The sequence below is a fragment of the Pseudomonas sp. PSB18 genome (assembly GCF_014596565.1).
In the GTDB taxonomy this organism is placed as follows: Bacteria; Pseudomonadota; Gammaproteobacteria; order Pseudomonadales; family Pseudomonadaceae; genus Aquipseudomonas.
Window position 1 is genome coordinate 440,577 of sequence record NZ_NOIN01000001.1, and the last position, 23,427, is coordinate 464,003.

22 protein-coding genes are annotated in these 23,427 nt (G+C 60.5%); 9 read left to right on the top strand and 13 right to left on the bottom strand.

Annotated features, from left to right (window positions below; translation table 11 throughout):
• Positions 1-34 precede the first annotated feature (34 nt).
• The 6 genes from CGA22_RS01875 to CGA22_RS01900 all read right to left on the bottom strand — a co-directional run bounded on the left by CGA22_RS01875 (position 35) and on the right by CGA22_RS01900 (position 8,525).
• Positions 35-1,555, bottom strand: a complete 1,521-nt coding sequence (locus tag CGA22_RS01875; protein WP_041024313.1) for a nucleobase:cation symporter-2 family protein — start codon at positions 1,553-1,555, stop codon at positions 35-37.
• 109 nt (positions 1,556-1,664) lie between these two features.
• A complete protein-coding gene (locus tag CGA22_RS01880; protein ID WP_041024312.1) occupies positions 1,665-2,483 on the bottom strand; it encodes an arylamine N-acetyltransferase family protein in 819 nt (272 codons plus the stop codon).
• A gap of 115 nt (positions 2,484-2,598) precedes the next feature.
• A complete protein-coding gene (gene xth, locus CGA22_RS01885; RefSeq protein ID WP_041024311.1) occupies positions 2,599-3,393 on the bottom strand; it encodes an exodeoxyribonuclease III in 795 nt (264 codons plus the stop codon).
• A 36-nt stretch (positions 3,394-3,429) separates the two neighbouring features.
• Complete coding sequence (locus CGA22_RS01890; protein ID WP_041024310.1) at positions 3,430-6,006, bottom strand: EAL domain-containing protein; 2,577 nt, start codon at positions 6,004-6,006, stop codon at positions 3,430-3,432.
• 123 nt (positions 6,007-6,129) lie between these two features.
• Positions 6,130-7,689: a GGDEF domain-containing protein gene (locus tag CGA22_RS01895; RefSeq protein WP_041024309.1), complete on the bottom strand. Its 1,560-nt coding sequence runs from the start codon at positions 7,687-7,689 to the stop codon at positions 6,130-6,132.
• A 176-nt stretch (positions 7,690-7,865) separates the two neighbouring features.
• The gene (locus CGA22_RS01900; RefSeq protein WP_041024308.1) at positions 7,866-8,525 is read right to left on the bottom strand and encodes a ribonuclease T2 family protein; all 660 of its coding nucleotides are present in this window, start codon (positions 8,523-8,525) and stop codon (positions 7,866-7,868) included.
• A gap of 182 nt (positions 8,526-8,707) precedes the next feature.
• On the opposite strand from CGA22_RS01900, the gene chrA reads away from it, so the two are divergent.
• The 5 genes from chrA to CGA22_RS01925 all read left to right on the top strand — a co-directional run bounded on the left by chrA (position 8,708) and on the right by CGA22_RS01925 (position 12,868).
• Positions 8,708-10,051, top strand: a complete 1,344-nt coding sequence (chrA, locus tag CGA22_RS01905; protein WP_041024307.1) for a chromate efflux transporter — start codon at positions 8,708-8,710, stop codon at positions 10,049-10,051.
• A gap of 185 nt (positions 10,052-10,236) precedes the next feature.
• Complete coding sequence (locus CGA22_RS01910) at positions 10,237-11,388, top strand: mechanosensitive ion channel family protein (protein ID WP_041024306.1); 1,152 nt, start codon at positions 10,237-10,239, stop codon at positions 11,386-11,388.
• Between the two features lie 112 nt (positions 11,389-11,500).
• Positions 11,501-11,815, top strand: a complete 315-nt coding sequence (locus CGA22_RS01915) for a type II toxin-antitoxin system RelE/ParE family toxin (protein ID WP_041024305.1) — start codon at positions 11,501-11,503, stop codon at positions 11,813-11,815.
• Between the two features lie 2 nt (positions 11,816-11,817).
• Complete coding sequence (locus CGA22_RS01920; RefSeq protein WP_041024304.1) at positions 11,818-12,105, top strand: helix-turn-helix domain-containing protein; 288 nt, start codon at positions 11,818-11,820, stop codon at positions 12,103-12,105.
• A gap of 283 nt (positions 12,106-12,388) precedes the next feature.
• Positions 12,389-12,868 carry a hypothetical protein gene (locus CGA22_RS01925; protein WP_041024303.1) on the top strand — a complete coding sequence of 160 codons (480 nt, stop codon included), beginning with the start codon at positions 12,389-12,391 and terminating at the stop codon, positions 12,866-12,868.
• A gap of 10 nt (positions 12,869-12,878) precedes the next feature.
• Here CGA22_RS01925 and CGA22_RS01930 read toward each other — a convergent pair whose 3' ends face one another.
• Positions 12,879-13,157, bottom strand: coding sequence for a hypothetical protein (locus CGA22_RS01930; protein ID WP_177329290.1), 279 nt, complete (start codon positions 13,155-13,157; stop codon positions 12,879-12,881).
• 88 nt (positions 13,158-13,245) lie between these two features.
• Positions 13,246-14,481: an MFS transporter gene (locus tag CGA22_RS01935; protein WP_041024302.1), complete on the bottom strand. Its 1,236-nt coding sequence runs from the start codon at positions 14,479-14,481 to the stop codon at positions 13,246-13,248.
• Between the two features lie 246 nt (positions 14,482-14,727).
• On the opposite strand from CGA22_RS01935, the gene CGA22_RS01940 reads away from it, so the two are divergent.
• Positions 14,728-15,630 carry an AraC family transcriptional regulator gene (locus CGA22_RS01940; protein ID WP_041024301.1) on the top strand — a complete coding sequence of 301 codons (903 nt, stop codon included), beginning with the start codon at positions 14,728-14,730 and terminating at the stop codon, positions 15,628-15,630.
• 108 nt (positions 15,631-15,738) lie between these two features.
• On the opposite strand, the gene CGA22_RS01945 is transcribed toward CGA22_RS01940, so the two are convergent.
• Both CGA22_RS01945 and CGA22_RS01950 read right to left on the bottom strand, forming a co-directional pair.
• A complete protein-coding gene (locus CGA22_RS01945) occupies positions 15,739-17,226 on the bottom strand; it encodes an amino acid racemase (protein ID WP_041024300.1) in 1,488 nt (495 codons plus the stop codon).
• 11 nt (positions 17,227-17,237) lie between these two features.
• Entirely contained in the window at positions 17,238-18,530 is a 1,293-nt protein-coding gene (locus CGA22_RS01950; protein WP_041024299.1) for a dicarboxylate/amino acid:cation symporter, read from the bottom strand.
• A gap of 180 nt (positions 18,531-18,710) precedes the next feature.
• Here CGA22_RS01950 and CGA22_RS01955 point away from each other — a divergent pair, with 180 nt between their 5' ends.
• Both CGA22_RS01955 and CGA22_RS01960 read left to right on the top strand, forming a co-directional pair.
• Complete coding sequence (locus CGA22_RS01955; RefSeq protein ID WP_041024298.1) at positions 18,711-19,619, top strand: LysR substrate-binding domain-containing protein; 909 nt, start codon at positions 18,711-18,713, stop codon at positions 19,617-19,619.
• Positions 19,620-19,757: 138 nt separating this feature from the next.
• Positions 19,758-20,246 (top strand): hypothetical protein, encoded by a 489-nt coding sequence (locus CGA22_RS01960; RefSeq protein WP_223194627.1) that lies wholly within the window; start codon positions 19,758-19,760, stop codon positions 20,244-20,246.
• A gap of 31 nt (positions 20,247-20,277) precedes the next feature.
• Here CGA22_RS01960 and CGA22_RS01965 read toward each other — a convergent pair whose 3' ends face one another.
• The 3 genes from CGA22_RS01965 to CGA22_RS01975 all read right to left on the bottom strand — a co-directional run bounded on the left by CGA22_RS01965 (position 20,278) and on the right by CGA22_RS01975 (position 22,450).
• Positions 20,278-21,165, bottom strand: a complete 888-nt coding sequence (locus CGA22_RS01965; RefSeq protein WP_041024297.1) for a LysR family transcriptional regulator — start codon at positions 21,163-21,165, stop codon at positions 20,278-20,280.
• A 6-nt stretch (positions 21,166-21,171) separates the two neighbouring features.
• Positions 21,172-21,858: a cysteine hydrolase family protein gene (locus CGA22_RS01970; protein ID WP_041024296.1), complete on the bottom strand. Its 687-nt coding sequence runs from the start codon at positions 21,856-21,858 to the stop codon at positions 21,172-21,174.
• 154 nt (positions 21,859-22,012) lie between these two features.
• Positions 22,013-22,450 carry a winged helix-turn-helix transcriptional regulator gene (locus CGA22_RS01975; protein WP_041024295.1) on the bottom strand — a complete coding sequence of 146 codons (438 nt, stop codon included), beginning with the start codon at positions 22,448-22,450 and terminating at the stop codon, positions 22,013-22,015.
• Positions 22,451-22,534: 84 nt separating this feature from the next.
• Between CGA22_RS01975 and CGA22_RS01980 the strand changes: the two genes are divergently transcribed.
• Positions 22,535-23,317 (top strand): SDR family NAD(P)-dependent oxidoreductase, encoded by a 783-nt coding sequence (locus CGA22_RS01980; RefSeq protein WP_041024294.1) that lies wholly within the window; start codon positions 22,535-22,537, stop codon positions 23,315-23,317.
• The last annotated feature ends 110 nt before the right edge of the window (positions 23,318-23,427 follow it).

Sequence of the window (23,427 nt, forward strand, 5' to 3'; positions counted from 1 at the left end):
TGTGGGAGCGAGCCTGCTCGCGATAGCGGCAAGATCAGACATGCTCACCGCTTTTCAGTCGTGCCGACCCATGCTCTGCCGTCGAGTGGGAAGGCTCTGCCAGGACCGGAATCTCGTTGCCATCGCAATCATGCAGCTTGCCGTCGCTGAAGTAATCGCCTTCACGCAGCGCCGCCAGGTCCTGATAACGCAATACCCGCTCGGTGCCGGCGGCAAAGACTGATTGCTGGTCGGAGTTGCCTGCAGTGAAGTGGTTGAACGCCAGGTTCAGGATGATCGCCATGATCGCCGAGGAACTGATGCCCGAATGGAAGATCGTCGCGAACCAGCTCGGGAAATGGTCGTAGAAGTTGGGCGCAGCGATAGGGATCATGCCGAAACCGATGGAGGTGGCGACGATGATCAGGTTGACGTTGTTGCGGTAGTCCACTTTCGACAGGGTCCGAATGCCACTGGCGGCCACGGTACCGAACAGCACGATACCCGCGCCGCCCAGCACCGAGGTGGGCACCGCAGCAATCACCCGCCCCATGAACGGCAACAGCCCCAGCACCACCAGAAACACCCCACCGGTGGCCACCACGAAACGGCTCTTGATCCCGGTCACCGCCACCAGGCCGACGTTCTGGGCAAAGGCACTCTGGGTGAAGGAGCCGAAGATCGGCGCGATCATGCTCGACAGCATATCGGCCCGTAAGCCATTGCCCAGGCGCCTTGAGTCGACCTTGGTGTCAATGATCTCGCCCACCGCCAGGATGTCGGCCGAGGTTTCCACCAGGGTCACCATGATCACGATGCACATCGACAGGATCGCGGCAATGTGGAACGTCGGCATGCCGAAGTGGAACGGCGTGGGGAAACCGAACATCGGGCCTTCGCTGACGGATGAGAAATCCGCCATGCCGAGAAACACCGCGATCACCGTACCAACCACCATCGCCAGCAGAATCGATAAGCGGGAAATCGTCGCGCTGCCCATTTTGCTGAGCAACAGCACCAGTACCAACGTGACGGCGGCCAAGCCGATATTGGCCATGCTGCCGAAGTCAGCGGTATGACTGTTGCCACCCATGGCCCAGCGCGCCGCTACCGGCATCAATGTCAGGCCGATGGTGGTGATGACGATGCCGGTGACCAGCGGCGGAAAGAAACGGGTGATTCGCGAAAACACCGGGGTGATCAGCAAACCGATCAGGGACGCGGCGACCACGGCCCCCAGGATGGCTTGGAAGCCGCCCTCCCCGCCGGTCCCGACAATCGCGACCATGGTCGCGACGCCGGAAAACGATACGCCTTGCACCAAGGGCAACTGGCAACCGAAAAACGGCAGGCCAAGGGTTTGCAACAAGGTCGCCAGCCCCCCCGCAAACAATGACGCCGCAATCAACAGGCCGATGTCCGCCGATGACAGACCGGCCGCCTGGCCGATGATCAAGGGCACCGCGACGATGCCGCCGTACATGGTCAACACATGCTGCAGGCCGTAAGCCATATTCGCGCCGACACCGAGATTTTCGTCTTCGGGCCGAGGGAGTGAAACATGGGGCGTTTTCATGGTTCGGGGGTTCCCTGTTTTTTGTTATGGGCACACTGTATTCAAAACTCAGGACAAATGTCCATAGAGTTGTATACAATTTCCCACAAACAAATCAGCGTCGCAGAGGCTAGAGGAGCCCGGCCATCGCAGGCCGTAATAATTCCCGGGGTGGCACTCGCAGGCCGAACTCGGCTTCCAATAGATCGATCAGCTCATCGGCGTCGGTCATCACCCGTCGCTCGCTCTCCTGCCCTATCCGGTGCACGGCATAGCTGTTGCCGTTGAGGGTCTTGCGCAAACCGTCCCCGGTGCGAGCGACCATCAACCGGCCCATGAACGGCGAGTCAGGGTGAGTGCAGACGTACCAGTTACCCAGGATGTAGTCGATGTCTTCCTGGCGCTGCAGGTCGAACAGGTACATCGGTCGCCATTCGCCCGCGACGTTGGCGCGCAGCAGGTAGCCGTCCGGATGATCCTCGATGCGATACGGCTCATGGGGGGTGGCCTGGACGTCGCGGCTGTCCAGCAGCAACGGCCCGGTGGGCACCATCCCGCCGAAGCCGACATCGGTGATGTAGCGCACGCCGTCTATCGTCACCAGGCTGAGACGATGAGTCCGGGCGGTCCAGGCACCTTCGGGCGCGTTCATCACCACCCGGCCAGTGATACCGTGGACGTCAAAACCCAGCTCCTGCAGCAGCGCCAGGAACAACTGGTTGAGTTCGTAGCAGTAACCCCCACGTCCCTGCTCGAGAATTTTGCGCTCCACCGATTCCAAATCGATAGACACCGGCTGGCGCAGCAGCGTCGAGAGGGTTTCAAAGGGGAATTCCGCCGTGTGGCGGTTCTGGAGCTGACGCAACGTATCGAGCGTCGGGGCTGGCGGGGTGTCGAAGCCCAAGCGTTGCAGATAGCGGCGCGAATCGCTCAGTCGAGGCTGGCTCATTAGGGTGTCCTTTTCCTGGTCCGGTGCAGGGCTGATGGGCAGCACGCTGCTGTTGGCGCCAGATATAAGGCATTCCCCCTTCACAGACAACAACCGACCGAAATGCGCCGCTCTTTCAGCGCCGCTTGCGTGAAGCCAGCCGGATCCAGGTAGGGGCATGATCGCTGGGGTGCGGCTGGTTCCTGACCCAGGCGTCTACGCCCGCCTCGCTCAGATAGGGGCTTGCCGCAGGGTTCAGCAGCAGGTGATCGATGCGCAGCCCGGAGTTTTTCTGCCAGTGCTGACGGAAATAATCCCAGAAGGTGTAGATCCGCTCGTCCGGGTACAAATGACGCAGCGAATCCGTCCAGCCCTGGTCCAGCAAGCGTTGATAGCACTCGCGGCTTTCGGGTTGCAGCAGCGCATCCTTGAGCCAGGAACGCGGGTTGTAGATATCCATGTCAGTGGGAACCACGTTGTAATCGCCGGCCAGCACCACGGGGTGATCGCTGGCCTGCAACGCCTGGGCGTAATCAATCAACCGTTCGAACCACGCCAGTTTGTAATCGAACTTGGGTCCTGGTTGCGGGTTGCCGTTGGGCAGATAAAGGCAGCCGACCAGCACACCATGCACGGCCGCCTCCAGATAGCGGCTATGGCTGTCGCTCTCATCGCCGGGCAAGCCGCGACGGCTCTCCAGCGGTTGCGCGTCACGGGCCAGTATCGCGACGCCGTTCCAGGACGCCTGGCCGTGCCAGATCGATCCATACCCCACCGACTCCAGCTCGGCCGCCGGGAAATCCTTGTCGACTGCCTTGAGCTCCTGCAGACAGACGATGTCGGGTTCCTCCCGCTCCAGCCATTCCAACAGGTTGGGCAGCCGGGCGCGAATACCGTTGATGTTGAAGGTCGCGATCCGCAGGTTTTTCATAGGCCAGAACCTCGAAGTATCAAGATGCCAAGGGTTTCAGGAGCCGGTTTTCGACAGCGGCTGAGGGTTTTCCAGCAGGTTTGAAAAGGCCTGTTTATCGATCGGACGACTGAGGAAATAGCCCTGGACCTCATGACATTGGTCCGAGCCCAGCGAACCGAGCTGAGCCAGGGTTTCCACGCCCTCGGCCGTGACGGTCAGGCCCATCGCCTTGCCCAGGTTGATGATCGCCTGGACCACCGCGCGGTCGTTGCTGCTGTTGCTCATGGAGGCGATAAAGCGCTTGTCGATCTTGATGCCGTCGAAAGGATAGGTGCGCAAGTAACCCAAGGAAGAGTAGCCGGTCCCGAAATCGTCCATGTTCAGACGTACACCCAGTTCTTTCAGGGCATTCATGACCTGCAGGGCGCCGTCCACATCGTTGAGCATCACATTCTCGGTGATTTCGAGTTCCAGGCGACTCGCGGGGAAACGGGTTTCGATCAGTACTTGGCGTATGTCTTCAACCACATCGCTGCGCTCGAACTGCGCCGGCGACAGATTGACCGAAACCATCAGGTTCCCCGGCCAGGTCAGCGCGGTTTCGCAAGCCTCGCGCAGTACCCAGCGCGAAAGCGGAACGATGAGGTCGGTCTGCTCGGCCAGCGGAATGAAAGCATCGGGACCGAGCAGGCCCTGGGTAGGATGCTGCCACCGCACCAATGCCTCGACGGCCACGATCTCCCGGCCGTCGACTTTGTAGCGCGGCTGGAAGTGCAAGATGAATTCGTTGTTCTTCAGCGCCAGGCGCAGGTCGCTTTCCAGCTGGCGTCGATGCTGGATCTGGTCGTTCATCTGTGGGGCGAAATAACACCAGGTCTTCTTGCCCTCCGACTTGGCCTGATACATGGCAATGTCGGCACAGCGAATCAACTCGCCGGGCACATACCCCTGGCGACGACTCACGGCAATGCCGATGCTGGCGCCGATGTGAAGGGCATGGGTTTCGTAGTGGATCGGTTGCTGCAGGCTCTCGATCAGCCGGGTGCAGAATCGGTCGATCTCAGTGGTGTTCTCCATCCCGCCGAGCACCACGACGAACTCATCGCCGCCCAACCGCGCCACCAGGTCCTGCTCACGGGTGCTGTCGCGCAGGCGCTGGGCGACTTCCAGCAGTACCGCATCGCCGGCCGGGTGGCCCAGGGAATCGTTGATCGGCTTGAAGTTGTCCAAGTCCACCATCAGCAAGGTCAAGGGGGCGGAATGCTCCTTGGCGGCCAGCGCCTCTTCCAGGTGCCGCGCCAGCTTGTTGCGGTTCGGCAGGCCGGTCAGCGCATCGTGCATGGACAGATGCTGGACCTGGGCGTGGGCAGCCACTTCATCGGTGATATCGCTGGCGGTGCCGCGGTACCCCACCACTTCGGACTTGTCGTGGATCGGCCGCGCCGAAACCCGGCAAAAGCGCAGCTGTCCGGAATGATCGCGGTAGGAACAGCGCAGGTTGCTCGCGCTCTGTTCTTCCGTCAGGTTGCCCAGCCACAGAGCAATCGGAGTCGTGTCGCAATACAGTAGTTGCTCGATGTCCTGGCCCAACCATTGCGGGGCAGAAAATCCGGTGACCGTACTGAAGCGTCCCGACAGGTAAGTGATGTGCCGTTGAGCGTCGATTTCCCAGATCCAGTCGGAGGCTGCCTCGGCCACGGCGCGGAAGCGTTCTTCGCTGGCTTCCAGGGCCTGGGTCGAGCGCTCCAGGCGGTCGTAGCTGGCATCCACCTGCCGAGCCGTACGCAGGGCATAACGAAAGAAATAGGCGGTAAGCAGCGCCAGGATCAGCAATGCCCCACCCAGGGGTGGCATCAGCGACCAGAGCAATTGCCGGCCCGGCTGTTCGAGACGGGACACCAGGCTATAGCCGGTGCTGTCCAGCGGCACCGCCGGCTGATCGGACGCCAGCTCGTTGTCTTTCTTGAGGTTCAGGTCGGTGAGGCCATAACGCTTGCCCAATGCGCGCAGTTTGACATGAGTCAACTGGTCGACGAACAGCAGGACCGACGTGCCCTTGGCGTCGACTCGGGGACGCTCGTCATTGGGCAGGATCACCGAAGCGGTGACGATGGCCGGCCAGCCGTCGAACAAGGTGTAGCGGACCACAGGAACGGTCAGGTCGGATTGTCCCTGGAGCTGATCCACCAGTTCCTTCAACGGCACATCGATATACGCTGCCGCCTCTGCCTGGACATTCTGCCCACGCACCACTGCGTATTTGGTGTGCTCACGATCAACGACGAACACCCCCTCGTACCCATCGTTGGTGAACAGGGTCTTGCCCATGTTCTGGTCCGCGTAGGCCCAATGCACATCGACTTCGCCGTTGAGGTGCTCATAGGCAGTGGTCCAGTAGGTGTAGCTGGTGATGTAGTTTTTCGAGGCGATGATGCGGTTTTCCACGGCGCGCTCGATGTAGAAGTGCGTCTTGCGCACGTCCTCTGCATCCAGCTCCCGGGCAATGTTGAACAATGCCGCAACGGCCACCAGGACACCCAGGACAAACAACCCGGCGACCGCGGCCACCAAGCGTCGGGTAATCGGCGTGTGGCGCGTGACATTGGAAGGAATATCGGCAGTGGTCTCCATTCACCTGCTCCTGTCCGATCGGCTAACGGCGCGATCCTGAGCAATGGACCCTTGTCAGCCGGCGATGATTCCAACGGATCTCAACGGTCCAGGTGCCTGTGTGGTTAATTCGAGTACCGGCCACTAGCGCGCCAGCGTATCGAGCCCTCCCTCCGTCGACCACACCGCCACTTGGTTGCGGCCGCTGTGCTTGGCCTGATAAAGCGCCGCATCGGCCCTCTGGATAAAGACCTCGATGCTGTCCAGGCTGCTGGGCACGAAGGCATGGCAGCCCAGGCTCACCGTCAGGTAGCCGGTGGGGGAACCGGAATGGGTGATGTGCTTATCGATGAGGCTCTGGCGGATCTGCTCAGCCAACGTCATGGCCCCCTGCAAATCGGTATCGGGCAGCAACACCGCGAACTCTTCACCGCCATAACGCACCGCCAGATCGGCCTTGCGATGGCAGCAGCCCTTGAGCACTGTCGCCACTTCCGCCAGGCAATGGTCCCCCGCCACATGCCCGTAGGTGTCGTTGTAGCGCTTGAAGTAATCGATATCGAGCAGGATCAGGCTCAAGGAACTGCGCTGACGGGCGCCCCGGCCAAATTCGATATCCAGGGCCCGCTCGAACAGCCGACGGTTCGCCAGCCCCGTCAGGCTGTCATGGGTGGCAATCAGCCTTAACGCTTCCTGGGCCTTGCGCAGGTCGGCTTCGATCCGCTCGCTGTCACGCACCTGGCGCACAAACACCCAACCGAACAGGCAGACGCCCGTGACCACCAGGGCCACGATGAGGCTGGACTGAAAGGCTTTGCCATACCAGCCGGCGAGGATCGCCTGCTTGGACATCGCGACGGTGACGATCAGGGGATAGGCCTGCAAGTGCTGGTGATCATATAGCCTGACGACGCCGTCGGCGGAACGGATCATTGCGGTGTCGGGGTCCTCGGTCCGCGGGTCATGCCGGAAGAGGCTCTCCTGGGACATGGGCCGGCCGATCTGCGCCTCATCAAAAGGACGACGGGCCAGCAAGGTTCCGTCGGACAAGGCCAGGGCCATCTCGTCCTTGTCGTCAAGGCTGAAGCTTTTGAAGAACTTATCGAAGTACGACATCTTGATCCCGGCCAACAGCACGCCCTGGAAATTGCCGTTCTGATCATTCACGCGCCGGGATACAGGGATGATCCACTCGCCATTTTGCCGGCTGCGAATGGCCGGCCCGATGTGGGCGATCAACGAAGCGTTCTGCTGATGAAAAGCGAAGTAGTCCCGATCCGCCACCCCATCGCCTTTTTGCAAGTCATCAAAAGAGGTGACGACCCAATGTCCGCTCTTGTCGAACAGAAACAGGCCATGCAGTTGCACCAAGGATTGCACGCGTCGGGCAAAGGTCTTGTGCAGGCGCGGCTGCAGCTCCGGACCAAAGCCATCGGCCTGAATCCAGTCGGTCAGGCTGGCGAGCACCAGGTCAGCCTGCAGGAAAGTGTCCTGGGCCTGCTGGGCCATGGCCCGGGTAAGGTTGGCCGAGACGATACCCGCGGCCTCGAGGTTATGGCGACGGGACTGCTCCAGTTGCAAGTAAAGCAAGCCGCACAGGCACAGGCAGACCGCCGCGATAAACGCCACCGCTGCCTTGAGCAACGGCAGGCGCTTGAGGGCACCGCCGGGGGTATTGAGCGGATCATGGATGAGGATAGGCAAACGATTTCCCGGGAGGGCAAAGCATGAGCGAATCGCTCAAAGCCCCCCAATGGACAAGAGCTTAGCCTACCGCTCGTAGGGCGGCAATTTGCCGGTGCAACGTAGCTGATGGGCGGGGAGATGGATCCAAAAATCTTCTATTGCCAGCCAGCACCATGGTGCAGGCGAATACTGCCTCAACGCACTGGCGGCACCCGGATATCCCCGCTCCGGCACTGCGTCTTGACGCCCCTGCCACAACGGGTGAACGTCAGGCTCTTGTCCATGCACACCCGGACTTCCGACAATTGCGGCCCGCTGCAGATGACTGCAATCCCGTCAGCCGGAATGCCAGGGTTGCTTTGTCGGAACAGCCGGGCAATCTCCTGGGCTTCAAAATAGTAAGAGGCACTGGGGGGTTGCAGCTGCGACGGTACCTTCACCGCCGCCAGCGCCTTGTCGGAGGCCTCCAGGAAACCCATGGCACCGAGGCCGCTGCAAGTGCCGTGCTTGGACCACTCGTGCTCCAGCAATTTGCGGGTCGGAAACAGCGTCAGGCCCTTTTCCCGTTCGGCAATCGTCAGCGGCACCCTCGGCTCACAGGATTGCGGCCAGCCACCCTTGGCGTATTGCGGCCAGAGACCGTGCAGGACAAAACCGTAGCCTTTGCCGGAGCATTGGACATCGTTCGAGTGAGTCAGGCAGAACGTCGGCGACCAGGACAGCGACAGCACGTAGTAATCGAATATCCCTGCGACGGATTCCGCCCGGGCACTGCGTGATTCACGGGCATCGCCCATCCCCATGAAGCCCACTGTGAGCGCGAGCAGCATGACTATCGCAAAACGTTGTTTCATTGACCCGCTCCTTGGGCAGTTCTGTAAACGGTGACGTCGATTCGGTCGGTGATTGTTCAAGGGTTATGTTTCAAGCCGGTGAAAGGAGGTGTTTTTTACAGGGAAACCCAGGCGGGGGCTATCCAAATTGCGTGACGCCCCCTAACGTAGTTCGCCTTCAACCTCCAAGTATGCCGTCGACCATGGACAACCCCTCCCGCCCCCTCGAAGCGCCCTCGGCAGTCAGCCTGCGCGAAGCTTTCTGGTTCTGGCTCAAATTGGGTTTCATCAGTTTTGGCGGGCCGGCAGGACAGATCGCAATCATGCACCAGGAGTTGGTGGAGCGCCGGCGTTGGATTTCCGAGCGGCGTTTCCTGCACGCCCTCAACTACTGCATGCTGCTCCCGGGCCCCGAAGCCCAGCAGTTGGCGACTTATCTGGGCTGGCTGATGCACCGTGGTCGGGGCGGAGTCATCGCCGGCGCGCTGTTCGTATTACCTTCACTGTTCATCCTCGTCACCTTGTCCTGGCTGTACGTCGCCTTCGGTGAAGTGCCGGTGGTGGCGGGCGTTTTCTATGGCATCAAGCCCGCCGTGACGGCAATCGTCGTCCATGCCGCCCACCGCATAGGCTCCCGTGCGCTCCGGAACAGTGGGTTGTGGGCAATAGCCGTCGCGTCGTTCGCGGCAATATTCGCCTTCAATATCCCCTTCCCGCTGATCGTGCTGGGAGCCGCCGTCATCGGCTATTTCGGTGGGCGTTGGGCACCGGAAAAGTTCAGCCTCGGCGGCCAGGCGGCCGGGCATCGATCCTTCGGGCCAGCCTTGATCGACGATGACACCCCGACCCCGGAGCATGCCCGGTTCAGCACCTTCCGACTCATCCGGCTGGCGATCATCGGTGCCCTGCTGTGGGTCCTGCCGATGGGCCTGTTGACCCTGATGTTCGGCTGGGAAGGCACTTTCACGCAGATGGCCTGGTTCTTTACCAAAGCGGCCCTGTTGACCTTCGGGGGTGCCTATGCGGTTTTACCCTACGTGTATCAGGGAGCGGTCGCACACTTCGGCTGGCTGACTCCGACTCAGATGATCGACGGCCTGGCCCTGGGCGAAACCACTCCAGGCCCCTTGATCATGGTGGTAGCCTTCGTCGGTTTCGTCGGCGGCTATGTGATGCAGGTGTTCGGCCCCGAACAGGTCTTTCTCGCCGGAGCCGTTGCGGCCACCCTGGTGACCTGGTTCACCTTCCTGCCTTCGTTCCTGTTCATCCTGGCCGGCGGCCCGTTGGTCGAGTCGACCCACAACGCCCTGAAGTTCACCGCTCCGCTGACGGCGATTACCGCGGCAGTGGTCGGCGTAATCCTCAACCTGGCCTGCTTCTTCGGCTACCACGTACTCTGGCCCAACGGCTTTGCCGGTGCCCTGGACTGGCCATCGGCAATCATCGCCCTGCTGGCGGCCATTGCATTGTTTCGCTACAAGCGTGGCGTGATCCAGGTACTGGTGGCGTGCGGGCTGGCCGGGCTGACGGTGCACCTGCTGCGTTAGGAGAGTCGCTTGCCCAGGTAAGTCGCCGCTGCCTCCGATGCCGCAACCACTGGCAGGCAACAAAATGGAACGGCCCCTACCTCACATCACCTAATGAAGTTCGTGGCCCTGTCCAGACTTCCACACGAGTAGCCTGTACGCGTTAGGGCCTGAACCCGAAAAGCAACGGCGCAGGTGACCGATCCATGGACTCAAGCTCCCTTGAAATCTTTACCGATACCCAGTTGCTGGGCATCTCCATTGCCAACTGGCTGCTCGCCCTCGGCGTGATGACGGTGAGCTTCATCGTCGCCAGGGCGAGCATCGGCTTCCTCTTGAGGAACGTACGGGCCCGGGCGCAAAAACCCAACGCCTACCTCAGCCACATCGCCGTCGAAGTGCTCTCCAGCACCAGCAACACCCTGTTGTTGCTGGCCTCGATCCTGATCGGCATCGGCGTGCTGGATTTGCCGGAGCGTTGGCTCAGCCGGGTCAGCAGCCTCTGGTTCGTAGTGGCGGCGCTGCAGATGGGCCTGTGGGCCAACCGGGCGATCGCCCTCGCACTGCTGCACTATTTCGCCCGCCACAACCACACCGAAATTCATCAGAAAAGTGCTCTGGCAACCCTCAGCCTGTGGGGCGCGAAGGTATTTCTCTGGGCCATGGTGCTGCTGGCGATGCTCTCCAACCTCGGCGTGAACATCACCGCGTTTATTGCCAGCCTCGGCGTCGGCGGCATCGCCGTGGCGCTGGCGGTGCAGAACATCCTCGGCGACCTGTTCGCATCGCTGTCCATTGCCGTGGACAAACCCTTCGAAGTCGGCGACTTCATCGTCGTCGGTTCCCTGGCCGGTACCGTCGAACACGTCGGCTTGAAGACCACGCGGATCCGCAGCCTCGGTGGCGAACAGATCGTGATGGCCAACGCGGAGATGATCAGCACTACCATCCAGAACTACAAACGGCTTCAGGAGCGGCGCATCGTTTTCGAATTCGCCCTGCCCCTCGACTGCTCCACGGAACAGCTCAGACAGGTGCCGGTCATCGTCGAACACATCATCAAAGCACAGGAAAAGACCCGCTTCGACCGCTCGCACTTTCGCGGCATCGGCCAGAGCGCGCTGGAATTCGAAACGGTGTATATCGTGCTGGACCCCAGCTACAACGTCTACATGGACATCCAGCAGGCGATCAACCTGGGCATGATGGAAGAATTCGCGAAAATCGGCGTGCGCTTCGCGATTCCTGCGCGAACCGTCCACGTCGCTTCGCTGCCGCACATGCCTGCGCAGCCTACCAGGGAAAGCGACCACGAAATCCCGGCCCGGGCGACGCCGAAATATCAGGCGCGGCATTAGTACCATCTGCCCCATCAAGATGCCGACCAGATCTGGTTACAACTCAGGGAGTGAGCGCGGCACTGAAGTCCTTTAGCATTGCTGAAAAGTAAGCCATTGGCGTACATTAGCGATGATTTTTATTGAGACTCCCATTTTTACCCGTCGGGCCAATGAGTTGATGAATGATGATGATTATTCGACCTTACAGGCGACACTGGTCCGCAATCCCTCGGCAGGAGACGTAATCGAAGCGACCGGTGGGATACGAAAGATCCGTATCGCTGCCAAAGGCCATGGCAAACGAGGCGGCGCCAGAGTGATTTACTACCATTTCGTCTCTGACTCGCAGATCGCGTTATTGATGATATATCCGAAAAATGAACAACAAGACTTGACCGTCGAACAGCGTAGGGCAATGAAAACGATCGTCGAGCACTGGAGATAGCCATGAGCAAATTTTTCGATGAGCTGATGGAAAGCGTGCAGCAGATGGATGAAATCGTCCGGGGCGAGCGTCAGCCGTCCCGAAAATTCGTCGTCGATGCACTGCAAGTAAAAGAAATACGCAAGGCTACTGGCCTGACCCAGGCAAAATTTGCAGCACTGATTGACGTTCAGCTGGGTACTCTTCGCAACTGGGAACAGGGCCGTCGTGCGCCAACCGGCCCCGCCAAAGCTTTGTTAAGGGCGATTCATAATGACCCAAAGCATGTGATCAGTGCCTTGGCGGTTTAACGAAACCAAGTTTTCAAAAGCTCTCACAGCGGTCAGACGCAGAGATCTGGTTCAGTTGGAACCCTGTGGGAGCGAGCCTGCTCGCGATAGCGGTGGGTCAGCCGCCACTGATGCAAAGGACAGGACGCCTTCGCGAGCAGGCTCGCTCCCACAGAGAATCGTGGAAGACTGATGTCGAAGCACGCCCGCCCCTACACTCGAAAGCCTTCCCTTGACCCAACGCAACTGGCCCCCTGACCCCATCGGCTAAGCTCATCTGATCACTACGACAGGGAGCATCGACATGAGCAAGGCAGACGAGCTGGCAGCCAAGCTGAGGCAAACCCGACAAAGCCGTGCCGATACGGATAACAACGCCGACCTGGCGATTGAACATTGGCCCGCCCAGGTCTACGAGCTGTATCACCAGATCGAAACCTGGTTGACGCCGGTCTGCGAGGCTGGCCTGACGATTCGGCGCAATCCCACTCACGTATTCGAAAGCCATTCCAGTGGTTCGACATACAACTACGCCATTGACCAACTGCTGATGGAAGGGAACGGTCACCGCATCGAGCTTGACCCGATTGCCCGCTTCTCCTCTCACGGAGACGGCTGTATTGAGATCCACCTGAAGGGGCAGACACGTTGCCTTCTGCGAACCGTCGGCGAGCACGGCGAATCGCGGTGGCATGTCCAGTCGAACGGACAACCGCAGTCCGAGCCCTTGGCGCTGGATGAAGATGCGTTGCTTGCGCTGGTGGAGGAAGGTTTGGGGCTCTAATGCACGCGACTTAATTGCTGGCTTGGGAGGATGACACGCCGCTGCCGAGTTCAGCGTCCGGCGCCTTCACTTGCGCCATCGACCGTCTCACCAGCATGTTCAAGGCGTTGTCGATCTCGTCGGCCGCGCCTTGTGCATGTTGGGCATTCGCCCAGCTCCAGTAGTGATCGGACATCAATCCGCCCACCGCCTGGGCACACAGCTCGTCGCTGCAGATACCCATTTTCCCCGCAGCAGCGATAACGGCCAGAAGGGCTTGCTCCAATTGGGCAATTCGTTCGCTAGACACAACTGATGGCTCGATAGATCACGAAAGCAGAGCTTACCAAGATATCAATAGGCCACCAACCGCAAACGCTCAACGGTCACCTGATTGCTCAGCCACCCGCGGCGCCGAATGCCGCGGTGTTCGGCTCCGCTAACGACTCCCGAGCCGCAGCGCGGGCGGCCAGCATGGCCAGAATGGCGGCAATGCCCAGCACCGCCGCGCTGGTTTCGAAGGTCGCCTGGTAACCGTTCAGATCAAACAGGATGCCGCCGACCGTCGCGCCCGCCCCGATGGCGAGCTGGACGATTGCCACCATCAAGCCGCCTCCGGCCTCGGCATCGTCCGGCAGTGTCCGCGCCAGCCAGGTCCACCACCCGACAGGCGCGGCAGTCGCCACCAACCCCCAGAATCCCAGCAAGACGGTCGTGGCAATCACGGACGCTCCGAACCCCACCAGCGCAATGGCAATCGCGGCCATCAACAACGGGACGATGATCAGGGTCCGATACAAGCCATTCTTCAGGAATGCGCCGATCAGGAAAGTGCCAAGGAAACCGGCAACGCCGATGATCAGCAACATGAACGAAAGCAGGGAGACGCTCACTTGGGTCACGCTTTCAAGGAACGGACGCAGGTAAGTGAACAACATGAACTGCCCCATGAAAAACGTGCTGACCGCCAACATGCCCCACGCAACCGGCGCCCGGCTCATCAACCTGAAGACATTGTTGCTGCCCTGTTTCGTCTGCGTGTGCCGGACCCACATTGTCGGCATCCGCAACAGCAGCCAGGCCAGGGCAATCGCAGCAACGGGCACAATGCAAAAAAATGCGCCACGCCAACCGATGATCGCCCCCAGGAAGCTGCCCAACGGCGCCGCCACCACCGTCGCCAGGGCGTTGCCGCCATTGACGATGGCCAAGGCACGCGGCAGATGATTGTCCGGCACCAGTGCCATGGCCGTGGCCGCCGACAGCGACCAGAAGCCGCCGATGGCCACCCCGATCAAGGCGCGTCCCACCATGAACGTCAGGTAATCAGGCGCCAGCGCGACCACTGTCCCGGAGAGGATCATCAGCATCGTCAGGCCCGACAACAGCCATTTACGGTCGACCCTGGCCGCAATCGAGGCAATGAACAGACTGGTGATCAGCGCGAAGGCACCGGAGACGGCAATGCCCTGGCCGGCCTGCCCTTCGCTGACATGCAGGTCCGCCGCGATCGGCGTCAGCAGGCTGACCGGCATGAACTCCGATGCTACGAGTGCGAACGCGGCGAGCGCCATGGCGAGCACGGCACTCCATGCGGGTTGGCCGTGTGATTTCGGCAAAGAGGTATCGGTCATCGAGTATGCATCCTGTCGCTGAGGTAAACGCTTTTGCTGAGCTGCAAGAGCAGGTCCGCTAGGGCACTGGGAAGAGCCCGGCAGCACACGCTCATTTCAGCGGTTATCTCTAGGCGACCGGTAGAGTATTTCTCTGTGATTCTTGCCCGATTCTGTGAACCTGCACGCGACATGTAGTCAGCGCTTCGCTTGGCGAGGTAATGTTCTGCCTAAAGCTATCAACCCAACCTGAAACCCGAGCACACCATGACGACCCGGCGCACATCGTTGCAAGAGACACTCGCCGACAGCATTTGCGCGCGGGCCCGGCGAACGGGGGACTATGCAACATCGATCGCCGGCCTCAGCCTGTTTCGACGTGATGCCCCCGCTCCGCCTGCCATCTGCATGATCGAACCGAGCATCGTCCTCGTGGCCCAGGGTGCGAAACAACTGTGGCTCGGCGGCCAGGCCTATGGCTACGATGCCTCGCGATTCCTCATTACCTCGCTGGACCTGCCCGCCGATTCCGAGGTGACCCAGGCCAGCCCGGATCAACCCTGTCTAGGCTTGGTCTTCAAGCTCGACTTGCGCCTGGTCGCCGATCTGGTCGCACAGGGCAGCCCGGCCCCCGGTCGGGATCGCCCCGTCGGGGTCGGCGCGAACATCGGCGCGTTGACGCCCGAGCTGCTGGCGCCATTCGTGCGCCTGCTGGGCCTGCTGGATGAACCCGACGCGATCCCGGTCCTTGCGCCACTGATCCAGAGGGAAATCCATTATCGACTGTTGACGAGCGAGCAGGCTGCCCGTCTGCGGCAGATCGCGTCCGTCGACAGCCAGGGCTACCGGATCGCCAAGGCCATCGACTGGCTGAAAGTGAACTACACCGACCCGATACGCGTGGAAGACCTCGCGGCGAGCGTGCAGATGAGCGGCCCCACGTTCCACCATCACTTCCGCCAACTCACCGCGATGAGCCCGCTGCAATACCAGAAATGGCTGCGGCTGAACGAAGCGAAACGCCTGATGCTCAACGAACACATGGATGTGGCAAGCGCGGCCTTCAAGGTGGGCTATGAAAGCCCGTCCCAGTTCAGCCGCGAGTATGGCCGCTTGTTTGGTGCGCCACCCAAGCGGGATATTGCGGCGTTGCGAGGAAAGGAAATCTGACTTGATCCATTGTGACGAGGGAGCTTGCTCCCGCTGGGCTACGCAGTAGCCCCAGAATTATGGGAGCGCTGCGCACCCCAACGGGAGCAAGCTCCCTCGCCACGACATTCACTTCACCCCTTGCAAGCGGCTGTCAGTCTTTTCCGCCAAAGCAATGCACTTCAGCGCCAGGATCATCGTCGGGTCCACCAGCGCCACCGTGTGCCCATTGATTTCAAACGCCTCGCCGTGTTCGAGCACCAGGGGCAGCTCCGTACACCCCAGGATCAATACACCTGCCCCCAGTTCGCACAGATGCTCGGCCGCCAGCAGCAACTGCTCCTTGCAAAGCCCGTCGGTGAAACCCGCCTTGATTCCCCGCGGCCCGTAGATGGCGTCCATGACCATGGCCTGATAATCGATCCCCGGCGTCAGGATCTGCAGCCCGGCGCGGCATGCGACCTGGTGATAGACCTGGCTCTGTATCGTGCCGGAAGTCGCCAGGAGCCCGATGACCTTCCCCGCCCCGTGCCGGTGCAGGATCCATCCCACCGTCTCGCTCAACATGTTCACGATGGGCACCCGCAGGTTCGTCTGGATGCGTTCGACAAAGGCATGGGCGGTGTTGCAGGGAATCGCGATGGCGTTGACGCCCGCGCTTTCGAGGCGTTTGCAGGTGGCATACATCGCCAGGGTCGGATCGGTTCCTCCCCGCAGCAGGCTGGCCGTCCGATCCGGTATCTGCGGGTTCTGCTCGACCACCATCCTGATGTGGTCCTGGTCCCTGTCCGCCGGGGTATGGGCCACCACCTTGGCCATGAAATCCACCGTGGCGGCGGGCCCGACACCGCCCACGATGCCCAGTTTGAAGGTCGGTCGACTTGGCGGTGTTCGCTGCTGCGTCGCGAAGTCAGCGTAGATCGAGTTGATGTCCAGCACGGCCATGCCCCGTCGCTGCAGATCGGCGCAGACCAGTGAAAGCTCGGTCATGCCGGGCAAGATCGCCGTCGCCCCCTGGGCCCGCAGCGACAGACATGCCTGATGCAAGGCCTCCAGCGGCGCGCCCTCCAGGTGACCGTCCTTGATGCCGTCGAGGCCGTACATGGCCTCCATCAAGTTCGATTGAGCCTCGGCGTCGGGGTAGACGATCCGGAAGTCCTGCGAGAAATACCGCTCGAACAACCCACAGTGGCGCACGAAGTCGGAGGCAATGACACCCAGCGTCGCCCGGGGCTGGACAGTGCCCCTGACGTACCAGGCCAGGGCCGCCATCATGTCCAGCACCACAATGCCCAGCTCATCCTGGATTTCAGCGCGGAAGGTATGGCTGGCGAAGCATGGAAGCATCACCGCGTCGAAACCATTTTCCTCGAACGACTTGCACACCTGGAACACATAGAACTTGCGCGACGTCATGCTCGCATTCGTGTCCAGGGGCAGCAGCACGTCCTTGAACGGGTGCTGCTCGACCAGGAAATGGTAGCGACCCTGATCCTCGAGCACCGCCCTGGACTTGAGCAGCTTGTAGAACAGATCGCCACCGGCCAATGAGCCAAGCCCGCCGATGATGCCCAGCTTCCGAACCGCAGGCGCCTGCTGTTTCGCTTTCACCTTCATGGCGCGGCTCCCTACACAACCGGAACCGGTTCGGATCGAGACCGGACAGGGGCAGCGTCACAGTCCTCGACCGTCTCCTCGTGAGCTTCGGATTGAGCGACCACTGCTGTTGCGATGCTGTTACCCACCACGTTGGTGGCCGTGCGTGCCATGTCCAGGAACTGGTCGATGCCGATGATCAGCAACAACCCCGCCTCGGGAAGATTGAACATCGGCAATGTGGCCGCGACCACGACGACCGAGGCCCGTGCCACGCCGGCCATGCCTTTGCTGGTGATCATGAGCGTCAGAAGAATCAACATCTGCTGAGTGAAACTCAGGTCAATGTTGTAGGCCTGGGCGATGAACAGGATGGCGAAGGCCTGGTACATCATCGAGCCGTCCAGGTTGAACGAATACCCCAGGGGCAACACGAAGCTGGACACCCGCTTGGGCGCGCCGAACTTCTCCAGCGCCTCGATGGTTTTCGGGTAGGCGGACTCACTGCTGGCAGTGGAAAAGGCCAGGAGAATCGGCTCGCGGATGAGTTTGCCGAGCCGGAACACGGAACGTCCGAGGAACAGGTAGCCGGCACCGAACAACAGCGCCCAGAGGATCAGGATGCCCAGGTAGAACTCGCCGATCAGCTTGCCATAGTCGACCAGCAGGCCGAGCCCCTGGGTGGTGATGGCCGAGGCAATGGCGGCGAACACGCCAATCGGCGCGAAGGCCATGACGTAGTCAGTGATCTTGAACATCACCTTCGCCAACTCTTCGATAGCGTCTGTGACCCGAGTGAAGCCCGCCCGCTTGACGCCCGCCAATGCGAAGCCAAAGAACAACGAAAACACCACGATCTGCAGGATCTCGTTGTTCGCCATGGCTTCGGCAATGCTGCGGGGGAACACGTGGCCGATGAAGGCCTTGAGACTGAAATCACCCGTATTGACCGGCACCGCGGCGGTCGCATGTTGCGCGACGTCCAGGTTCAGCCCGGCCCCCGGCTGAAACAGATTCACCAGCCCCATCCCGATCAGCAGCGAAACGATTGACGCCGTCACGAACCACGCCATCGCCCGGGCACCGATGCGCCCGACGGAACGGGAGTTGCCCATACTGGCGATACCGCCGACCAGGGTCGCGAACACCAGGGGGGCGATGATCATCTTGATCATGCGCAGGAAAATGTCGGTGACCATCGAAAAGTAACCAGCGATCTCCTTGGCGCTTTGCTCGCTCCCTGCGAAATGGTGACAAGCCCAACCCACCAGCACGCCCAAGGCAATGCCCATTGCTATTCGACGTGGGAGCTTATTCTTCTTCACGGTGTTGTCCTCAAGTAGTTCTTGGAGTTTTTTACTTGGCAAGCTCGATTCTAAGGAGCGGCTCGGACGAGATGATGAGTAATCCAGCTACCTTCATGCGCTTTCGGAATAGTTATGCGAAGGACGCGCTGGGCCGGGTAGTTGCAACGTAAACTGGCGCATCTTTACGGGAGATCGGACATGCAACTCAAATGGCTGGATGACCTGCTGGCGATCGCCGAGTGGAAGAACTTCTCCCGCGCCGCCGAAGTCCGTTGCGTGACCCAGTCGGCCTTGTCACGCCGTATCCGTTCACTCGAAGAGTGGGTGGGGGTCAAGCTGGTAGACCGTGGTACCTACCCCGTCCAGCTGACAGCGGCGGGCATCACCTTTTGCGAGGAAAGCCGGGACGCACTGGCCGGCCTGCTGCGGTTGCGTTCGACGTTGCGCGACGTGGAGCGTATGCCGGGCCGCTCCATCCAGATCACCGCGGCCCACAGCCTCTCGATGACCTTCCTGCCGAAATGGCTCTCCCAGTTCCAGCAGCACAACGAACAGTTCAACGCCCGGGTCGTCGCCGCCAATATCCATGACGCCGTCATCGCCCTCGAAGAAGGCAACTGCGATTTGATGATGGTGTATCACCATCCACTCGCCCCCATCCTGCTGGACGCCGAACACTTCGGCAGCCTGACCCTCGGCCATGACGCGTTCATCCCCTTGTGCGCCCCCAATGCCAAAGGCGCCCCGCTGTTCCGCCTGCCAGGCCGCGCCGGCAAACCGGTGCCCTACCTGGCCTACACCGCCACCACCTTCCTGGGCCGCGTCGCCGACATCGTCATCAAGAACGGCCCCGCACCAACGGCACTGGAGCGTTGCTACGAGGCCGACATGGCGATGCTGCTGATGCGCATGGCGGTCGAAGGCTATGGCGTGGCCTGGTTGCCGCAGAGCGCGGTGGCCGATGAATTGGAGCGAGGGTTGTTGGTCAGGGCTGGAGGACAGGAATGGAGCACGCAGCTGGAGATTCGCTCGTACTGTGCGATCGCCAATCGGAATCCGACGATGCGCAAATTGTGGAAGACGTTGGAGGGGGCTTCGTTGCGCTGATCGGTTGGCTTTCGCTCCCGCGCCACTACAGATCTCCTTCGCGGATTACAACCTTTAACAATTTTGTCCCGGTAGAAACCTAAACACATTCAAGAACAAGCCGATAGGTTTCAAATACCCATCCTCCAAGGATTGAACATGATTAACCTCGATGCCCAGCGCTCCAGTGCTCTCCCACTCTCCACGATCAGCGTAGAACCCAGGAAGTCCACGGATGAAGTGGCACAGGCGCCTGCGAACAAATCGTCTGCCGGTACGCAGGTTGAGGGGGTGAAAGTATCGCTGTCCGGCGTCGGACTTCAAAAATCGGCGAATGACCGCGCGGCCAATGCCAACAAGGACATTGAAGAAAGCGGGTTGCCCGATCAGGTGCAGAAGATCCTGAAAATGATTCGGGAGTTGAAACAGAAAATCCAAGAAAAGCAGTCAGAAATGCAGGCACTTATGGCCGACCAGAGTATGTCCCCGGAAACCAAGCAGACGAAAATCGGTGCGTTGCAGGCCACGCTCTCGACACTCACCGCCAGCCTGATGACAGCGAGCGCCTCCCTGGAAAAATTGAGCAAGAATGGAAGCCTGTCTGCCGCCCAGGTACAACAAGCCGCCAAGCTGGCCATGAAAAGCTGAATCCGCTTCTCGGGGGATTCCCATCCCCCGCTCAGAGCTTTCCTTCGTAGTACTGGGCCATGTGATCAACAAACACTCGGACCTTGAGGGGCAAGTTCCGGGCGTGGGGATACAGCGCATAGTAGTGTCGCGTGCCCAGGGTGTACTCCGGCAGAATCCGCACCAACCTTCCCTTCAGCAGATCGTCTCGTACCGTCGCCAGGGTAAACGCCGCGATCCCCCCGCCTGACAAGGCGCACGCGTGCAAGGCGGTGATGGTGTCCGTATGAAAGGCGCTGTTGCAATCCAGCGTCATTGTCTCCCCTCCTTCGCTGACCAATGACCATTGGGCAGCCGACGCATACGTCAGCAGCCGGTGCTGATTGAGTTCAATGGCATTGCGAGGAAGACCGTACTTGGCTACATAGCTCGGCGCTGCCACCAACACTTGCGCTGACGCGCCGAGCAAACGGGCGACAAGGCTGCTATCGGCCAACGACCCGCAGATGCGCAATGCCACATCGACCCCATCGGCCACCAGGTCGACAAGGGGATCGGAGCACGACAAGTCGACCTGGATGTCTGGATAGCGCTGCTGGAAGGCCGGCAACCAATGGGCCAGTTCCAACGTACCGGTTACCAGCGGCACGCTGATTCGCAGCAGGCCGGAGGGACACTCCTGCTCCAGGGTAGCGGCGCGGGAGGCGGCCTCGACGCGGTCCAGGATATCCACGCAAGCCGCGTAGTACCTTTCGCCGGCCGCGGTCAGGCTCATGTGCCGGGTATTACGATTGAGCAAACGCACGCCCAAGGCACTTTCCAATTGCTGCAAGTGCCGCGATACCGAGGAATGAGTGGTGTCCAGCCGCTCCGCTGCGGCTGAAAACCCTTGGGACTCCACAATGCAACGGAACACGCCCATGGCGAGCATCTGATTCATATCGACTCAGCGTACCGCCAACTTGATGATCTGCTCGGTGGTCATGACAGTACCGAAGGTATCCTCGACTTCGGCCAGCGCGGCCTTGTGCAAGGCGTCCTTGTCGATGGCATCGCCGTTGACCCGGGTAATCGCACGAGTCGCCGATGCATCGGAGGCGACCAGTACGTTATAGCCCAGGGGCGCCGCATCCCGGGCGGCACCCGCCACGCACGCGTGGGTCATGAGACCGGAAATGATCAGGTTCTCGATACCGGCGCGCTTCAGACGCTTGTCCAGGTCGGTACTGCCGAACACGCTGACGGTGGTTTTCTGCAGCACCACATCCTGAGCCCTGGGCTGCATGTCCGGGTGGAACTTCACGGTTTCACCGTCCTTCGCGAACACTGCAGAACCTGCGGGAGCGACGTGCTGGACATGGAAAACCGGCATCTTGTAGTCATCGGCAAAGGCAATCAGCTTACGGGTATTGGCCAGCGCGGCAGCGCCATCAGGAATCGGCATCTTACCGGTGAAGTATTCGTTCTGAAAATCGATCACCAGTAACGCGGTTTTACCGGCAGGCAACTGGTTGATCGGCGTTGCGCCGGACATGGCACGGATAGTGGGATGGTATTCAGCAAATGCGCCGGTGCTGGCGACGATGCCGGAAAATGCACAGGCGGCGAGGAAACGGCGGGTGAATCGTTGCATGGGGAATTCCTTCCTGGTTATCGAGGAAGGAATGCTAGGGGGAGCCCCTGAACTTGGACACAGCGTAAACGGCACAGGATCTGTTCGGGATTTGCACCAATAAGATATTTGTCGGTGGGCGCCGCCTCCGTCGACTGAGTACTCGGGGCTCGACTCAATCCGGCATGACAATGCGTATTTCCCTGGACCCGATTGGGCTGCCTGTCACCTCGTCGATGGCCACCGCCTTGATCTCGGTCCCCGCCTGGGCATCGAAGAAACGCACCATCTCCCCTCCCGCTCGATGTTTACGCCCCCAGGCTCCGATCATGAACAGCACAGGGAGGAAATCGACCCCGGCTTCTGTCAGGACGTATTCATCACGGGGCGGCCGTTCGCAGTAGCGATGTTTCTCCAGCAGCCCCGCTTCGGTCAGCGCCGCCAAGCGTTTAGTGAGGATGGTCGGAGCGATGCCAAGGCTTTTCCTGAACTCATCGAAACGGCAGATGCCACGGTGCGCATCCCTGAGGATCAGGATGCTCCATTGATCGCCAACGGACCTGAGGCTGCGCTCGATCGGGCATGAGCTTTCACACAACAATTCATCCTTCATATCGTTTCGATATCGACTCACTTTCGTATTGATAGTAACCTAAGTCTCACACGCGGACCAGTATGAGCCACAGAGGTAGATCAGATGAGCAGAAACAGCGATTCATGGGTGCTGATCACCGGCGCCTCCAGCGGTTTTGGTGAGGAATTTGCCAAGCAATATGCGGCAATCGGTCATCCTTTGGTACTGGTTGCCCGCCGGCTGGATCGTCTGCAGACCCTGGCTAAATCGTTGCGCAACCAGTACGGCATTGAAGTGCTCGTCGAACAGGTCGACCTCTCTGACACTGCTGCGGTCATCAATCTCCATGCGGATTTGAATCAACGTGGCATCCAGATCGATACCCTGATCAACAACGCCGGGCACGGGCTGCAAGGTCCTTTGCTGGACGCGCAATTGAACGACGCGTTGGCGATGATTCAGCTCGACATTGCAAGCCTGACGGCCATGACCCACCTTTTCGGCCAAGACATGCGGAAGCGCCGGCGCGGAAGAATCCTACAGATCGCCAGCGTCCTGGCTTACCAAGGCGTGGTGAATTTTGCCGTGTACTCGGCTGCCAAGGCATACGTCCTACGCCTAGGAGAAGCTTTGCACCGTGAGTTCAAAGCCGATGGGGTCACCGTCACCACCTTGTGCCCCGGCATGACGGACACCGGCTTCGCTACCGCGGCGCAGCAGAAAATCACTCCAGGACTGAAAGCCATCATGATGCAGCCGGCCCCCGTGGTACGGGCAGGCATCCGCGCACTGGGCGCCGGGCGCATCAGCGTCGTACCGGGCATCATGAACAAGCTCAACGTGATCTTCATGTGGGCGACACCTCGCTGGTTACATCAGGCAGCGTTGTCGCGGGTGATGAACTGAGCGACTTTGAGCGGGCGGCCCTTCATGGTCGTCCCACTTCGTTATGACGCTAGAACCTGCGCATGCAGTCGGCGCCCAATCACATCCAGCAAGTCAGCCCCGGCCCAGGG

Excerpts from the sequence above, each read along its gene's own strand:
- CGA22_RS01875 (WP_041024313.1), bottom strand. The coding sequence starts at position 1,555 with ATGAAAACGCCCCATGTTTCACTCCCTCGGCCCGAAGACGAAAATCTC.
- CGA22_RS01880 (WP_041024312.1), bottom strand. The coding sequence starts at position 2,483 with ATGAGCCAGCCTCGACTGAGCGATTCGCGCCGCTATCTGCAACGCTTG.
- xth (WP_041024311.1), bottom strand. The coding sequence starts at position 3,393 with ATGAAAAACCTGCGGATCGCGACCTTCAACATCAACGGTATTCGCGCC.
- CGA22_RS01890 (WP_041024310.1), bottom strand. The coding sequence starts at position 6,006 with ATGGAGACCACTGCCGATATTCCTTCCAATGTCACGCGCCACACGCCG.
- CGA22_RS01900 (WP_041024308.1), bottom strand. The coding sequence starts at position 8,525 with ATGAAACAACGTTTTGCGATAGTCATGCTGCTCGCGCTCACAGTGGGC.
- chrA (WP_041024307.1), top strand. The coding sequence starts at position 8,708 with ATGGACAACCCCTCCCGCCCCCTCGAAGCGCCCTCGGCAGTCAGCCTG.
- CGA22_RS01910 (WP_041024306.1), top strand. The coding sequence starts at position 10,237 with ATGGACTCAAGCTCCCTTGAAATCTTTACCGATACCCAGTTGCTGGGC.
- CGA22_RS01915 (WP_041024305.1), top strand. The coding sequence starts at position 11,501 with ATGATTTTTATTGAGACTCCCATTTTTACCCGTCGGGCCAATGAGTTG.
- CGA22_RS01920 (WP_041024304.1), top strand. The coding sequence starts at position 11,818 with ATGAGCAAATTTTTCGATGAGCTGATGGAAAGCGTGCAGCAGATGGAT.
- CGA22_RS01925 (WP_041024303.1), top strand. The coding sequence starts at position 12,389 with ATGAGCAAGGCAGACGAGCTGGCAGCCAAGCTGAGGCAAACCCGACAA.
- CGA22_RS01935 (WP_041024302.1), bottom strand. The coding sequence starts at position 14,481 with ATGACCGATACCTCTTTGCCGAAATCACACGGCCAACCCGCATGGAGT.
- CGA22_RS01940 (WP_041024301.1), top strand. The coding sequence starts at position 14,728 with ATGACGACCCGGCGCACATCGTTGCAAGAGACACTCGCCGACAGCATT.
- CGA22_RS01945 (WP_041024300.1), bottom strand. The coding sequence starts at position 17,226 with ATGAAGGTGAAAGCGAAACAGCAGGCGCCTGCGGTTCGGAAGCTGGGC.
- CGA22_RS01955 (WP_041024298.1), top strand. The coding sequence starts at position 18,711 with ATGCAACTCAAATGGCTGGATGACCTGCTGGCGATCGCCGAGTGGAAG.
- CGA22_RS01960 (WP_223194627.1), top strand. The coding sequence starts at position 19,758 with ATGATTAACCTCGATGCCCAGCGCTCCAGTGCTCTCCCACTCTCCACG.
- CGA22_RS01965 (WP_041024297.1), bottom strand. The coding sequence starts at position 21,165 with ATGAATCAGATGCTCGCCATGGGCGTGTTCCGTTGCATTGTGGAGTCC.
- CGA22_RS01970 (WP_041024296.1), bottom strand. The coding sequence starts at position 21,858 with ATGCAACGATTCACCCGCCGTTTCCTCGCCGCCTGTGCATTTTCCGGC.
- CGA22_RS01975 (WP_041024295.1), bottom strand. The coding sequence starts at position 22,450 with ATGAAGGATGAATTGTTGTGTGAAAGCTCATGCCCGATCGAGCGCAGC.
- CGA22_RS01980 (WP_041024294.1), top strand. The coding sequence starts at position 22,535 with ATGAGCAGAAACAGCGATTCATGGGTGCTGATCACCGGCGCCTCCAGC.